Source organism: Mesorhizobium sp. M0048 (genome assembly GCF_040323405.1).
Taxonomy (GTDB): Bacteria; Pseudomonadota; Alphaproteobacteria; order Rhizobiales; family Rhizobiaceae; genus Mesorhizobium.
Map to the genome: position 1 here is coordinate 157,256 of NZ_JAMYUV010000005.1, position 14,023 is coordinate 171,278.

At 62.0% G+C, this 14,023-nt stretch carries 15 protein-coding genes; 11 read left to right on the top strand and 4 right to left on the bottom strand.

Features of this window, described 5'->3' with window-relative positions; all coding sequences use genetic code 11:
- Positions 1–2: 2 nt before the first annotated feature.
- Positions 3–602, bottom strand: a complete 600-nt coding sequence (gene hisB / locus NKJ84_RS07630) for an imidazoleglycerol-phosphate dehydratase HisB (protein WP_352505978.1) — start codon at positions 600–602, stop codon at positions 3–5.
- 223 nt (positions 603–825) lie between these two features.
- On the opposite strand from hisB, the gene hslV reads away from it, so the two are divergent.
- The 5 genes from hslV to NKJ84_RS07655 all read left to right on the top strand — a co-directional run bounded on the left by hslV (position 826) and on the right by NKJ84_RS07655 (position 4,971).
- Positions 826–1,377: an ATP-dependent protease subunit HslV gene (gene hslV, locus NKJ84_RS07635; RefSeq protein WP_254815927.1), complete on the top strand. Its 552-nt coding sequence runs from the start codon at positions 826–828 to the stop codon at positions 1,375–1,377.
- The gene (locus NKJ84_RS07640; RefSeq protein WP_352477085.1) at positions 1,367–1,909 is read left to right on the top strand and encodes a GNAT family N-acetyltransferase; all 543 of its coding nucleotides are present in this window, start codon (positions 1,367–1,369) and stop codon (positions 1,907–1,909) included. Before hslV ends, NKJ84_RS07640 begins: the two co-directional genes overlap by 11 nt.
- Before the next feature lie 4 nt (positions 1,910–1,913).
- On the top strand, positions 1,914–2,510 hold the full coding sequence (locus NKJ84_RS07645; RefSeq protein WP_352505979.1) for a DUF2585 domain-containing protein: 597 nt from the start codon (positions 1,914–1,916) through the stop codon (positions 2,508–2,510).
- Positions 2,511–2,514: 4 nt separating this feature from the next.
- On the top strand, positions 2,515–3,828 hold the full coding sequence (gene hslU / locus NKJ84_RS07650; RefSeq protein WP_254815924.1) for an ATP-dependent protease ATPase subunit HslU: 1,314 nt from the start codon (positions 2,515–2,517) through the stop codon (positions 3,826–3,828).
- A gap of 183 nt (positions 3,829–4,011) precedes the next feature.
- Positions 4,012–4,971 carry a DUF1402 family protein gene (locus NKJ84_RS07655; protein WP_352505980.1) on the top strand — a complete coding sequence of 320 codons (960 nt, stop codon included), beginning with the start codon at positions 4,012–4,014 and terminating at the stop codon, positions 4,969–4,971.
- A 35-nt stretch (positions 4,972–5,006) separates the two neighbouring features.
- Here NKJ84_RS07655 and NKJ84_RS07660 read toward each other — a convergent pair whose 3' ends face one another.
- Genes NKJ84_RS07660 through NKJ84_RS07670 form a run of 3 tightly spaced genes read right to left on the bottom strand, consistent with a single transcriptional unit; the run spans position 5,007 to position 7,723 of the window.
- Positions 5,007–6,236: an NAD(P)/FAD-dependent oxidoreductase gene (locus NKJ84_RS07660; RefSeq protein ID WP_352506059.1), complete on the bottom strand. Its 1,230-nt coding sequence runs from the start codon at positions 6,234–6,236 to the stop codon at positions 5,007–5,009.
- 2 nt (positions 6,237–6,238) lie between these two features.
- The gene (locus NKJ84_RS07665) at positions 6,239–6,553 is read right to left on the bottom strand and encodes a MocE family 2Fe-2S type ferredoxin (protein WP_352505981.1); all 315 of its coding nucleotides are present in this window, start codon (positions 6,551–6,553) and stop codon (positions 6,239–6,241) included.
- Between the two features lie 39 nt (positions 6,554–6,592).
- Positions 6,593–7,723, bottom strand: coding sequence for a fatty acid desaturase family protein (locus NKJ84_RS07670; RefSeq protein WP_352506060.1), 1,131 nt, complete (start codon positions 7,721–7,723; stop codon positions 6,593–6,595).
- Positions 7,724–7,854: 131 nt separating this feature from the next.
- Between NKJ84_RS07670 and NKJ84_RS07675 the strand changes: the two genes are divergently transcribed.
- From NKJ84_RS07675 to NKJ84_RS07700, 6 genes are all read left to right on the top strand, one after another.
- On the top strand, positions 7,855–8,886 hold the full coding sequence (locus tag NKJ84_RS07675) for a LacI family DNA-binding transcriptional regulator (protein ID WP_352505982.1): 1,032 nt from the start codon (positions 7,855–7,857) through the stop codon (positions 8,884–8,886).
- Between the two features lie 307 nt (positions 8,887–9,193).
- Entirely contained in the window at positions 9,194–10,135 is a 942-nt protein-coding gene (locus NKJ84_RS07680; RefSeq protein ID WP_352505983.1) for a sugar ABC transporter substrate-binding protein, read from the top strand.
- A gap of 95 nt (positions 10,136–10,230) precedes the next feature.
- Positions 10,231–11,307 carry an ABC transporter permease gene (locus NKJ84_RS07685; protein ID WP_352505984.1) on the top strand — a complete coding sequence of 359 codons (1,077 nt, stop codon included), beginning with the start codon at positions 10,231–10,233 and terminating at the stop codon, positions 11,305–11,307.
- 2 nt (positions 11,308–11,309) lie between these two features.
- Positions 11,310–12,077 carry an ATP-binding cassette domain-containing protein gene (locus NKJ84_RS07690; protein WP_254815918.1) on the top strand — a complete coding sequence of 256 codons (768 nt, stop codon included), beginning with the start codon at positions 11,310–11,312 and terminating at the stop codon, positions 12,075–12,077.
- A gap of 65 nt (positions 12,078–12,142) precedes the next feature.
- The gene (gene iolG, locus NKJ84_RS07695; protein ID WP_352505985.1) at positions 12,143–13,144 is read left to right on the top strand and encodes an inositol 2-dehydrogenase; all 1,002 of its coding nucleotides are present in this window, start codon (positions 12,143–12,145) and stop codon (positions 13,142–13,144) included.
- A gap of 23 nt (positions 13,145–13,167) precedes the next feature.
- Positions 13,168–13,962 (top strand): SDR family oxidoreductase, encoded by a 795-nt coding sequence (locus NKJ84_RS07700; protein WP_352505986.1) that lies wholly within the window; start codon positions 13,168–13,170, stop codon positions 13,960–13,962.
- Positions 13,963–14,023: the final 61 nt, after the last annotated feature.

A 14,023-nucleotide genomic window follows, 5' to 3' on the forward strand; every position in this document is an offset into this window, starting at 1 on the left:
CGTTACCCTTTCAGGGATCCCTTGGTGGAGGGAACCGCGTCCAGCTGGCGCAGGTCGCGCTCAAGTGCCGAACGCAACACACGCGCCACGGCCTTGAAGCAGGTCTCGGCGATGTGGTGGTTGTTGGCGCCGTAATGATTGGTGATGTGCAGCGTGATGCCGGCATTCTGCGCCAGAGCGTGGAAGAATTCGCGCACCAGCTCGGTGTCGAACGTACCGATCTTCGGCGACGAGAACGAAACGTTCCAGACCAGAAAAGGCCGGCCGGAGACATCGATTGCCGCCCGCGTCAGTGTCTCGTCCATGGCGAGGTCGATCGAGGCGTAGCGCATGATGCCGCGCCGCTCGCCCAATGCCTTGGCCAGCGCCTGGCCGAGGGCGATGCCCGTATCCTCGACGGTATGGTGGTCGTCTATATGCAGGTCGCCCTTGGCCTTCACGGTCATGTCGATCAGCGAATGGCGCGACAACTGGTCCAGCATATGGTCGAAGAAGCCGACGCCCGTCGAAATGTCGGATTTGCCCGAGCCGTCGACCTGAACCGACACGGAGATGTCGGTTTCCCTGGTCTTGCGGCTTATCTCGGCGGAACGGGGCGCCATGACCTCATCCTTGTCTCAGATTTGCACGTCAGGCGTTCACAGGCCTGAAAACGAAAGCCTTCTAGCAGCATGATCCGGCGATTGCCAGTTACCGCTGCGGAGCACTATCCGGCCCGGCGGATGGCCGGTTTGCAATCGTCCGGCCTATGCATACATATGGCCGATCAAGTCACTCGTAACGCACCGATCGCCTCGATGGGATCGGTGCTTGTCGGAGCAGGAAATGTCGAATGAACTGACCATGCATGCCACGACCATCCTGACCGTGCGCAAGGGCGGCAAGGTGGTGATCGCCGGTGACGGCCAGGTCAGCCTCGGCCAGACGATCATGAAAGGCAACGCCAAGAAGGTGCGCCGCATCGGCAAGGGCGGCAACGTCATCGCCGGTTTCGCCGGCGCCACCGCCGATGCCTTCACTCTGCTGGAGCGGCTGGAAGCCAAACTCGAACAATATCCCGACCAGCTGACACGCGCCTGCGTCGAGCTTGCCAAGGACTGGCGCACCGACCGCTATTTGCGGCGGCTGGAAGCGATGATGCTGGTGGCCGACAAGTCGGTGTCGCTGGCGCTGACCGGCACCGGCGACGTGCTGGAGCCCGAATTTGGCGTCATGGCCATCGGTTCCGGCGGCAATTACGCGCTGGCAGCGGCACGCGCGCTGATGGACAGCGACAAGGGCGCAGAGGAGATCGCCCGCAAGGCGATGCAGATCGCGTCAGACATTTGCGTCTACACAAACAACAACTTCGTCGTCGAAACCCTCGATGCCGCCTGAGCGGAGCCTCCGCTATGGTTTTCGGCCGGTGACCCAGAGGGACCTGCCGATGATCGCCGGCTGGCTTGCCGAGCCGCATGTCGCCGAGTGGTGGGACGACCCAGAGACCGAGATTGCGGAGATCCGCGAGCATATCGACAGCATTTCGGTCGAGCCGCTAATTATCGAGCTGGACGGAAAGCCCATCGGCTATTTGCAGAGCTACGATCCGCATCTGGAGGACGGCCATCCCTATAGCGACCAGCCGTTCGGCACGCTCGGCATCGATCTGTCGATCGGCGTGCCGGAGCTTGTCGGGGTCGGCCACGGCTCCGCGATCGTCCGGCAGTTCGTCGAGCAGCTTTTCGAGGAAGGTACGCCGCGCGTCATCATCGACCCGGACCCCGCCAATGCACGGGCTATCCGTGCCTATGAAAAGGCCGGTTTCACGGCTATCGATCGCAGGAAGTCGGAATATGGCGATGCCGTGCTGATGGCGATTGATGCCCCAGAGGGTGATGCCGGACAGGGTGACGCAGAAGAGGGGCAATAGCAGCATGAGCGTATCCAGCGACAAAACCGTCTCGGCCTACGAAGACAGTTGGCGAATGGGGCTCCTGCTGGTTCTCGGCCTGGTTATCTTCCAGGCCGGGGTCCTCTATGGCATGGGGCGGACGCCGATCTGTACCTGCGGCTATGTCAAGCTGTGGCACGGCATCGTGCAAAGCTCGGAGAATTCCCAGCATATTTCCGACTGGTACAGCTTCTCGCACGTCATTCACGGCTTCCTGTTCTATGCGCTGGCGTGGTTCCTTTTCCCGCGCTCGCCGATCGGGCTCAGGCTGGCGTTTGCGGTCGTCATAGAGGGCGGCTGGGAGCTGCTCGAGAACAGCCCTTTCATCATCGACCGCTACCGCGCCGGCACGATCTCGCTCGACTATTATGGCGACAGCATCATCAATTCGGTGTCCGACACGCTGGCCATGGTGCTGGGGTTTGTCATGGCGCGAAGGCTTCCTATATGGGTGATCGTCACCCTCGCCCTCATCTTCGAATTCGGTGTCGGCTATCTCATCCGGGACAATCTGACACTCAACGTGATCATGCTGCTGCATCCGTTCGAGTCCATTCGGCAGTGGCAAAGTGGAATTTAGTGATATGAGCACCTTCTCTCCCCGCGAAATCGTTTCGGAACTCGACCGCTTCATCATCGGCCAGAAAGACGCCAAGCGTGCGGTGGCGATTGCCTTGCGCAACCGTTGGCGCCGCCAGCAGCTCGAGGGCCAGATGCGCGAAGAGGTGATGCCGAAAAACATCCTGATGATCGGCCCGACCGGTGTCGGCAAGACCGAGATTTCACGCCGCCTGGCACGCCTTGCCGGTGCGCCTTTCGTCAAGGTCGAAGCCACCAAGTTCACCGAGGTCGGTTATGTCGGCCGCGACGTCGAGCAGATCATCCGCGATCTGGTCGAGATCGCCATCGGGCTGGTGCGCGAGAAGATGCGCGAGGACGTCAAGGCGCGTGCCCACATCAACGCCGAGGAACGGGTGCTCGAAGCGCTCGTCGGCAAGACGGCGAGCCCGGCCACCCGCGACAGTTTCCGCAAGAAGCTGCGCGACGGCGAGCTCGACGACAAGGAGATCGAGATCGAAGTGGCCGATACCGGCAATGGCGGCATGCCTGGCTTCGAGATCCCCGGCATGCCGGGCGCCAATATCGGCGTGCTCAACATCAACGACATGCTGTCGAAGGCGATGGGCGGCAAGAAGACCAAGTTGCGCAAGACGACCGTCAAGGAGTCCTACGGGCTGTTGATCAGCGACGAGTCCGACAAGCTGCTCGATCAGGACGAAGTGGTGCGCCGGGCCCTCGAATCGACCGAGAATGACGGCATCGTCTTCCTTGACGAGATCGACAAGATCGCCTCGCGCGAAGGCGGCATCGGTGCCGGTGTTTCGCGTGAAGGTGTACAGCGCGACCTGCTGCCGCTGGTCGAAGGCACCACGGTTGCGACCAAATATGGACCGGTGAAGACCGACCATATCCTGTTCATCGCCTCGGGCGCGTTCCACGTCGCCAAGCCCTCCGACCTGCTGCCGGAATTGCAGGGCCGCCTGCCGATCCGCGTCGAGCTGCGGGCGCTGGAGAAGGACGATTTCGTCCGCATCCTTACCGAGACCGAAGCCAGCCTGATCAAGCAATATATCGCGCTGATGAAGACCGAAGGCGTCGACCTGGTCTTCACCGATGACGCGATCGATTCGTTGGCCGGCATCGCCGTCGACCTTAACGCCAGCGTCGAGAATATCGGCGCCAGGCGGCTGCAGACGGTGATGGAACGGGTACTGGACGACATCTCCTATGACGCGCCGGACCGTAACGGCACCTCGGTGACAATCGATGCCGCCTATGTCGAGAAGCATGTCGGCGACCTCTCCAGAAACACGGACTTGTCGCGTTTCATCTTGTAGGAGACTCTTGATTCTCTAAGAGGCCGGGGAATTACCCCCGGCCTCCGTCAAATTCGGCCCGGCATTCCGGAGGTGTGGCCAAATGGAAGCATCCGGCAAGCTTTCGTCCCGTCCGGTGCAGGCGTCTCTCGACTCCCGGTGGAGCATTACCTAGTTTGCCGCCGATTATTTGGGCGGCGGCGCATGAAAAAACTGATCCTCGTCATTTTGGGGCTGACGCTGGCGACAGCCATGTTCGCCGCGCAAGCGGAAACGATGGTGCCGCCGGGCAACCGCAACACCGAGCAGCCTGACATACCGGGCGCATCGAGCCGGCGCACCCAGGCGACCAACACCACCTTCCAGGCGAAATACCGCAAAGTCTTTGCGCTGCTCCAGAACGATGCCGAGTTGCGCGGCAAGATCAAGCAGGCAGCCGCGGCCTATGGCATCGACCCAATGCATATCGTCGGCGCCATCGTCGGCGAGCACACCTACAATGTCGATGCCTACGACCGGCTGCAGACCTACTACGTCAAGGCGATCTCGTATTTGTCGAGCAAGCTCTCCTTCGCCTATGACGGCGAGGACATCACCGATTTCGTGCAGCGGCCGCAATTCGCCAAATGCGCCGGGAAGTCCGATAGCTACGACCTATGGGAGTGCCGCGAGCAGGTGTGGAACCGGTCGTTCCGCGGCAAGACCGTCAACGGCGAGAGCTTCCCCAACGACCGCTTCGGTGCCACTTTCTTCCAACCTTATTATGCCGGCCAGACTTTTGGCCTTGGCCAGCTCAATCCGTTGACGGCGCTGGAAATGAGCGACCTCGTGCACAAGGTTTCCGGCCTGCCGGAACTCGACGTCGGCGACCCCAACGCGGTCTACAAGACCATCATGGATCCTGACCTGACACTGCCTTATGTCGCAGCAACGATCCGGAAATCGATCGACGCCTATAGAAGCATCGCCGGCTACGACATCTCAGGCAATCCCGGCCTCACGTCGACGCTCTACAATGTCGGCAACCCCGAACAGCGCGCCTATGCGCTGAAGGCCGAAAACGACAAGCGCCGCGCTGCGGGCGAGCCGGAAAAATTGCCTGAGGAAAATTACTATGGCTGGCTGATCAACGACAAGCTGCCGGAGCTGAAAGCGCTGTTTTAGCCGAACGCGTTCGGCCAACTATCCACGCCCTCAGCTCACGCCGCCAGCAGTGACTTCAGCTTGACCGTTTGCGAGCCTAGCGCTTCCGGCGCCGGCTTTGCCTGCTTTGCAATCAGCATCTCGGCCAGCCTTATGTCGCGGGCGACCGCGTTGCCGGGGCCGATGCCGCTTGCCGCAACCAGCCTGCCGTCCTCGGCCAGATGAAACAGGATGAAGGCGCCGTCGCCAACGTCGCGGCGAACGATGCTGCGGCCTTCGTCCGACAGGCCGGCGATCTGCAGGGTCAATCCGTACTGATCCGACCAGAACCAAGGCACCGCCGAATGCGCCTCGCCGGCGCCAAGCATGTTCCTTGCGGCGAGTGCGCCCTGCTCCTGCGCATTGCGCCAGGCTTCCAGCCGCACGCGCCGGCCGCCATAGATAGCGAGCGGAAACGAACAGCAATCGCCGGCTGCAAAGATATCCCGGTCGCTGGTGCGAAGCTCGGCGTCGACGGCGACACCATTGTCGATGGTCAGCCCCGCCTGCCCGGCAAGTCCGGTCACCGGCACGGCGCCGATGCCGATCACGGCAAGATCGGCGACAATGTCGTGTCCACCGGCAAGCGCGATGCGCACTTCGGCGCCGTCATCGGCAATGGCCGCGATGCCCTGGCCGCACAGGATTTTTACGCCTTCGGCTTCATGCGCCTGATGGATGACCTGCGCGATCTCGGCCGGCACGCCGCGCATCAGAATGCGCGGCTGCGCCTCGATGACGGTGACCGCGGCACCCAGCCTGCGCGCCGCCGCGGCGAGCTCGAGCCCGATGAAGCCGCCGCCGACTATGGCGATGCGATTGCCGGCGTTGAGATGGGCACGAATGGCCAGCGCGTCGTTGAAGGTTCGCAGGTAGACGCAGCGCCCGCCAAGGCCCGGCATAGGCAATTTGCGCGGCACAGACCCGGTCGCCAGCAGGAGCTTGTCGTAGGCCAGGGCGGAACCGTCTGACAGGCGCACGACATGCGCCGTGCGGTCGATCGCCACAGCCAGAACCGAATGGATATGCCGGATAGAGCGCTCGGCCAGGATCGCGTCGCTGGCGATCGCCTTGATCAGGGGCGCGTCGGCGACCATCGCGTCTTTCGACAGTGGTGGGCGCTCATAGGGAAGATGCGGCTCGTCGCCGACCAAGGTTACGGGGCCATTATAGCCGAGCTCGCGCAGCGCAAGGGCGGCGCGCCCGCCGCATTCGCCGGCGCCGATGACGACCATTCCCTTCGTCATCATCAACCGATCCGGACAAGGACTTTGCCGGCGCCGACTTTGACCGGATAGGTCCTTAGGTCGACGCAGACCGGCGCGCCCCTGGCAGCCCCTGTCTTGTAGTTGAAGCGGCCATTGTGCTTCGGGCACTCGATGATGTCGTCCATGACCAGCCCGTCGGCCAGATGCACCTTCTCATGCGTGCAAAGCCCGTCGGTGGCGAAATACTCGTCGTCGGGGCTGCGATAGATAGCAAAGGTGCGGCCGCCATGGTCGAAGCGCATCACGTCCTCTCCGTCGATGTCCTCGGCGTCACAGGCCTCGACCCAGTCGCTCATTTACGGTCCCTCGATTTTGGGTGCCTCGGCATAGGCTTGTCATTCGGCAGCCACCGCAGCGGTAGCGTTGTCGTTGTGGAAGTGCTCGCGATAGGGCCTCGCCGTCGGCGGCAGTTCGCGCTTGATGAAATAATCCTCATTGCGCAGCTGGCGCAGGAAGGCCGGTATCATCTCGCGGTAGCCGGCCAGGATGGACGGTGTCGGCGCCGGCAGATCGTGCTTGATCAGCTCATGCAGCCTGGGCAGCGCATGATAGGGCACCATTGGAAACATGTGATGCTCGACGTGGTAGTTCATGTTCCAGTAAATGAAGCGGCTTATCGGGTTCATGTAGACGGTGCGGCTGTTGAGCCGGTGATCGGTGACGTTTTCAGCCAGGCCGCCATGCTGCAGCAGGCCGACCATGACATGGTGCCACGCGCCGTAAAGCCTGGGCAGCCCGACCAGCATCAGCGGCAGGAACGAGCCCGTGTAGAGCGCCAGCACAATGGTCGCGGCATAGACTGTCGTCCAGATGCGGGCAATGCCAATTGCCTTCGGCTGCTCCTGCTCGGGAATGAAGGTTCTTTCGGCCGGGCTGACGACACCGGCTGCATTGCGCAGCATGTCGCTCATCGCATGCCAGGCGTCGAGAATGCCGACGAAGTTGAGCACGACGCGCAGCAGATCGGGCGGACGCATCACCGATATCTCAGGATCGCGGCCGACGATGATGGTATCGGTATGGTGGCGCGTATGGCTCCAGCGCCAGGTCACCGGGTTGCGCATGATCATGAAGCAGGCGATCTGATAGACCACGTCGTTCATCCACTGCGTCCTGAAGGCGGTGCCGTGGCCGCATTCGTGCCAGCGTGAATCGGTGGAGGAGCCGTAGAGGACGCCGTAGACGAAGAAGAACGCCACGCACCACCAGCTGCCCCAGAACCAGACGCCGCCGGCTCCGCTCAGGATCAAGGCGCCGAGCCACATGACCGTATCGCGGATCGCCGGGCCGTCGGAGCGCTGCATCAGCTCCTTCATCTGCTTGCGTGGCACGTCCGTGTGATACCACTCGGCCGCCGCCAGCCCGCTCTCGATGGCGAGCTTCGCGTCGCGGCCGATCAGGCTGTAGTCACGCCGGGACGCTGCTGTGGCGATCGTGTTCCCGGTTCGGAGTCCAATATCCACCATGGCGGAGGCCTCGATCATAGTCGGTCCGCATTCAAATAACGCCGAAGCCTGATAGGCTCAACATCACAAAGATAGTTTCTATCATTTTACATCATAATGGCGTAAAAGCCGAACAATAGAGCGAGGCAGCGATGGCGAAACGGCCGACGATTACCGACCTGGCACGCATTTCGGGGGTCAGCGTTGCCACCGTCGACCGGGTGCTGAACAACCGGTTGCCGGTGCGCGAGGAAACCGCGCGCCGCGTCTATGAAGCGGCGACCAGCATTGGCTATCACGCAGCCGGGCTGATCAAGCAGCGGATGCGCCATGAATTGCCGGAGTATCGGCTCGGGTTCCTGCTGTTGCGGCGGGAGGACGTCTTCTACAGCGAATTTGCCCGCGAGCTTGAACTGGCGGTATCGCAGTCGCCGCGCTTTCGCGGCGTGGCGACCATCGACTTCGCCGGCTCGCTGGCGCCGGACGAGATCGTCGAGCGGATGCGCAAGCTGGCCGCCAAATCCAGGGCCGTCGCCCTGGTCGGGCCTGATCACCCGACGCTGACGGTCGCCGTCGAGGCTCTCAAAGCCAATGGCGTACCGGTGTTCTCCCTGCTTTCCGACTTTGCGTCCGGTATTCGCGAGGGCTATGTCGGCCTGGACAATCGCAAGGTCGGCCGCACCGCCGCCTGGATAATCTCGAAGGTTGCGAAGAGGCCTGGCAAGGTTGCCCTCTTCGTCGGCAGCCATCGCTTCCATGGCCATGAGCTTCGCGAGATCGGTTTTCGCTCCTTCTTTCGCGAGCAGGCGCCGGAATTCACTCTGCTCGAGACGTTGGTCAATCTGGAAGCGAACCAGATCACGCATGATGCAATGATCGAGCTTCTAGCCCGCCACCCTGATCTCGTCGGCTGCTATGTCGCCGGTGGCGGCATGGAAGGCGCGATCTCGGCGCTGAGGGAGGCAAAGCCGGCAGAGGTGCCGGCGGTTGTCTGCAACGAGATCACGCCCGACTCCCGCTCGGCGCTGGCGGATAATTTCCTGACGATGGTCATCTCGACGCCACTGGCAGCGCTTTGCCGCGAGCTTGTCGGGCTGATGGCGCATGCCATCGAGAGCGGCGCTGCGAATGCGCCGGGCCAGACCTTTCTGCCCTTCGACATCTATCTGCCGGAAAACATCTGACGTCGCGGTCATTGGCGGCAGACATGATGTAATCTATCAGAACGCTTTCAGGCTTGGCTTGCCTGAGCGTCCGTCCAAAAGCGCTTGAAATGCCGAAAATCCATCCTTCATGGCGAAATCTCGCTTGACGCCCACGCGAAATGGAATAAATATTTCACCAACTGAGCATTTTGGTTCTTTCGTTCCGGAAGATCTGTTTCAGGCAAATGCCTCCGGAACTACATGGCAATCGGGAGAGAATTCCCTGCGAGATCGGGGATTCCGGGTAGATCGGTGCAGCCGGACACCAATGTGGAGGAGAAATAAAATGAAAAAACTGCTTTTGGGCGTCGCGTTCGCGGCGCTGATGAGTTCGTCCGCCTTCGCTGCCAAGATCGGCGTGTCGATGGCGTTGTTCGACGACAATTTTCTCACCGTGCTGCGCAACGGCATGATCGAGCAGGCCAAGGGCATGGACGGCGTCGAACTGCAGGTGGAGGATGCGCAGAACGACGTCGCCAAGCAACTCGACCAGATCAAGAACTTCGCCGCCTCGGGCGTCGACGCCATCATCGTCAACCCGGTCGACACCTCGGCGACCCAGGCGATGTCGGACGCAGCCGCCGCTGCCAAGATTCCACTGGTCTATGTCAATCGCGAGCCGGTCAACGTCGACACGCTGCCCGACAATCAGGCCTTCGTCGCCTCGAACGAAGCCGATTCCGGCACGCTCGAGACCAAGGAGGTCTGCCGCCTGTTCAAGGAGGCCGGCAAGACTGAAGCCAACGTCTATGTGATCATGGGCGAACTGTCGAACCAGGCAGCAGTGCAGCGCACCAAGGACATTGACGATGTGATCGCCACGCCGGAGTGCAGCTTCATCAAGATCATCGATAAGCAGACGTCGAACTGGAAGCGCGAAGAAGCGCAGAACCTGATGACCAACTGGCTGTCGACCGGCAAGCCGTTCGACGGCGTCATCGCCAACAATGACGAAAGCGCGATCGGCGCCATCCAGGCGATGAAGGCCGCCAACATCGACATGAAGTCGGTTGTCGTCGGCGGCGTCGACGCTACCCAGGACGCGCTTGCGGCGATGCAGGCGGGCGATCTCGATGTGACGGTGTTCCAGGATGCGGCCGGCCAGGGCGCCGGCGCGCTTGACGCGGCGCTCAAGCTGGCGAAGGGCGAAAAGGTCGAGCACAAGGTCTACATCCCGTTCCAATTGGTCACGCCGGCGAATATCGACAAGTTCCTGAAGAAGAACTGAGGCAGCGGACCGGAGCGGCGAACCAGCGCCGCTCCTCCTTCTCTCTCGGCCTGAAGAGCGGCCGAAAGAGACCGTGGCTGACGGAGGAAGCACGATTGGCACAGACATCTCAAGGCGTCGGCGGGCTCAGCTATAATGCGAAGCGGCGCGCGTGGCCGGCCGAATTCAACGTCTTCCTGGCACTCGTCATCCTGGTCGGCGCTTTCGAGCTGATCGGCCGGGTCTTCCTGGGCGACAGCTTCCTGTTCAATACCCGCGACAATATCGATGCGATCTTCAACGAAGCGCGCCTGCAGATCATCATCCTGCAGGTGTCGATCGTCGGCATCATTGCCATCGGCGTGACGCAGGTGATCATTACCGGCGGCATCGACCTGTCCTCAGGTTCGATCGTCGGCGCCACGGCAATGATCGCCATGAGCTTCGCCCAGGTGGCGACCGTCAACGGCAACCCGAACCCCAAGGCAATGTTCATAGCCCAGGGCTGGACCGACCTGCCGGTGATCGTGCCGGTGCTGGTCGCGATCGGCTGCGGACTGCTGGCCGGCCTGGTCAACGGTGCATTGATCGCCTACACCCGCATTCCGCCGTTCATCGCCACGCTCGGCATGATGGTCACCGCGCGCGGCATCGCCAAATGGTGGTCGAAGGGACAGCCGATCTCGTTTCCGACCGAGAGTTTCGCCGCCATCGGCAAGGGGCTGATGCCGGTCATCATCTTCATATCGCTCGCGGTGCTGTTTCAGCTGATCCTGAGCTACACCAAATATGGCAAGCACTGCTATGCCATCGGCTCCAATGAGGACGCCGCGCGCATGTCCGGCATCAACATCGCCAACCACAAGATCCTCGTCTACGTCATTGCCGGCGTCCTCGCCGCGCTCGCAGCCGTGGTGCTGAGCTCGAAGAATCTCACCGCCCAGGCCGGCATGGGTGTGATGTACGAGCTCGACGCGATCGCCATGGCGGTTATCGGCGGTGTCTCGCTGTCGGGCGGCCGCGGCTCGATTATTGGGACGGTGATCGGCTCGCTGATCTTCGGCGTCATCATCTCCGGCTTCACCTTTCTGCGCCTCGACGCCTATTATCAGGAGATGGTCAAAGGCGTGATCATCGTCGGCGCAGTCGTTCTCGACCAGTGGCGCCAGCGCCTGCGGGCAATGAGGGCTTGACCATGTCGGACATTGTGCTGAAGACGGAAAACCTGACCAAGTATTATGGCGGCGTCCATGCGCTGGAGGGTGCCAACTTCGAGCTGCGCAAGGGCGAGCATGTCGCTATCATGGGCGACAACGGCGCTGGCAAATCGACCTTCGTACGCCAGATCACCGGCGTCGAGCAGCGCACCAGCGGCAGGATGTGGTTCGACGGCAAGGAAGTGAATTTTGCCGGCCCGATCGAAGCCCGCGAGGCGGGCATCGAGACGGTGTTCCAGAACCTGGCGCTCGCCGACGATCTCGACGTGCCGTCGAACCTGTTCCTCGGCCGCGAGCGGGTGCTGTTCAATCTAGGGCCCTTCTCGATCCTCGATCGCAAGTTCATGCGCAAGGCGACCGAGGCAGCCTTGGTCCGCACGGCGGTCAAGATCCCCAATCTTTCCAACACCATCCGCCATATGTCGGGCGGCCAGCGCCAGTGCGTGGCAATTGCCAGAACCGCGACCTTTGCTTCCAAACTCATCATCATGGATGAGCCGACGGCGGCACTCGGCGTGCAGGAGACGATGCAGGTCGAAAACATCATCCGCACGCTGAAGGAAAATGGCGAACCGCTGATCCTGATCTCTCACAACATGCGGCAGGTGTTCGACCTGGTCGACCGCATCGTCGTTTTCCGGCGCGGCCGCATCGTCGCCAATTTGCGCAAGCAAGACACCGACGGCAACGATATCGTCTCCTACATCACCGGTGCCAAGACCGGGCAGGCGGAGCTTGCGGCGTAACGGCAACGAGGCCACCGGCGCTGACACGCCTTCCCTTCCCAACCATCCTCAAAGGAAAATTCTTCATGCCTCTTCGCTTTGCTCTTCTCGGTGCCGGCCGTATCGGCAAGGTCCATGCTCGCGCCGTTGGTTCCAATCCGCAGGCCAGGCTGGTTGCAGTTGCCGACGCCTTCGAGAAGGCGGCGACCGATCTGGCCTCTGCCTATGGCGCCGAAGTGCGCAGCATCGATGCCATCGAGAAGGCCGGCGATATCGATGCGGTCGTCATCTGCACGCCGACCGACACTCATGCCGATCTGATCGAACGCTTCGCCAAAGCGGGTAAAGCGATTTTCTGCGAGAAGCCGATCGACCTCGACGCCGCCAGGGTGGAACGTTGCCTGGCCGTCGTCGACAAGGCCGGCGCCACCCTGATGGTCGGCTTCAACCGCCGCTTCGATCCGCATTTTGCCGCCGTGCGCAAGGCGATCGACGACGGCGCCATCGGCACCGTCGAAATGGTGACGATCACCTCGCGCGATCCCGGCCCGCCGCCGCTCGACTATATCGGCCGCTCGGGCGGCATCTTCCGCGACATGACCATTCATGATTTCGACATGGCGCGCTTCCTGCTCGGCGAGGAGCCGGTGGCGGTCAGCGCGCACGCTTCGGTGCTGGTCGACAAGAAGATCGGCGAAGCCGGCGACTTCGACAGCGTCAGCGTCATTCTCGAAACCGCCTCCGGCAAGCAATGCGTCATCTCCAACTCGCGCCGCGCCACCTATGGCTACGACCAGCGCATCGAGGTGCATGGCTCGAAAGGCATGATTGCGGCCGAGAACCAGCGGCCGGTGTCGATCGAACTCGCCAATGAGAAAGGCTATACGCGGCCGCCGCTGCACGATTTCTTCATGACTCGTTATCTCGACGCTTATGCCAACGAGATCGCTGCCTTCATCGCGGCAGCGACGTCAGGCAAGAAGGCGGCGCCGAGCGGCAAGGACGGGCTGGTGGCGCTCAGGCTGGCAGATGCGGCGCTGAAATCGGCCAAGGAAGGCAAGACCGTCCGCCTCGACAAAACAATCTGACTATCAAACACAGGAGCAAGGCGATGAACGGTTCAGCCGGTCGCAATTCCGAAACATGCGCCATCGTCACCGGCGGCGCACAAGGCATCGGCTTTGCCGTCGCCGAAGCGCTGGCCGATGAGGGCTGCCGGGCGCTGGCGTTGATCGGCCGCTCGCAAGAGAAAGGCGACAAAGCTGTCGCCACTCTCAAGCGCGCAGGCGTCGCTGCCATCTTCATCAGCGCCGACGTCTCAGAGGTGGCCGACTGCAAGCGTGCGGTCGAAATGGCGATTGGCCATTTCGGTACCGTCAACGCGCTGGTCAACGCCGCTGCCACCTCGGCTCGCGGCTCGCTAGTCGAGACCTCCGAGGATCTCTTCGACCAGATATTCCAGACCAATGTGCGCGGCCCGTTTTTCCTGATGCAGGGCGTGGTGGCGCATTTGCTGGCGCGCAAGGCACCGGGCTCGATCGTCAACGTGCTGTCGATGTCGGCGCATTGCGGCCAGTCGTTCCTGGCACCCTATTCGTCGAGCAAGGGTGCGCTGGCGACACTGACCAAGAATGTCGCCAATGCCTATCGCGGCAATCGCATCCGCTGCAATGCGGTGCTGCCCGGCTGGATGGACACCGAGGGCGAAGCGATCGTGCAGAAAAAATGGCACGATGCGCCGGACGACTGGCTGGAAAGGGCCGAGGCCGCGCAGCCGATGGGTCAATTGGTGAAACCGGCACAGCTTGCCAGGTTGATCAGCTATATGATCAGCCCGCAGTCCGGCGTCATGACCGGATCGCTGGTCGACTACGACCAGAGCATCGCGGGGGCGTCGCCGGAATAGTGTCGCGGCGCACCCTGACGCTCTGGTCAATGGGCAGAACGCCCATCGCTTCGTCATCCTG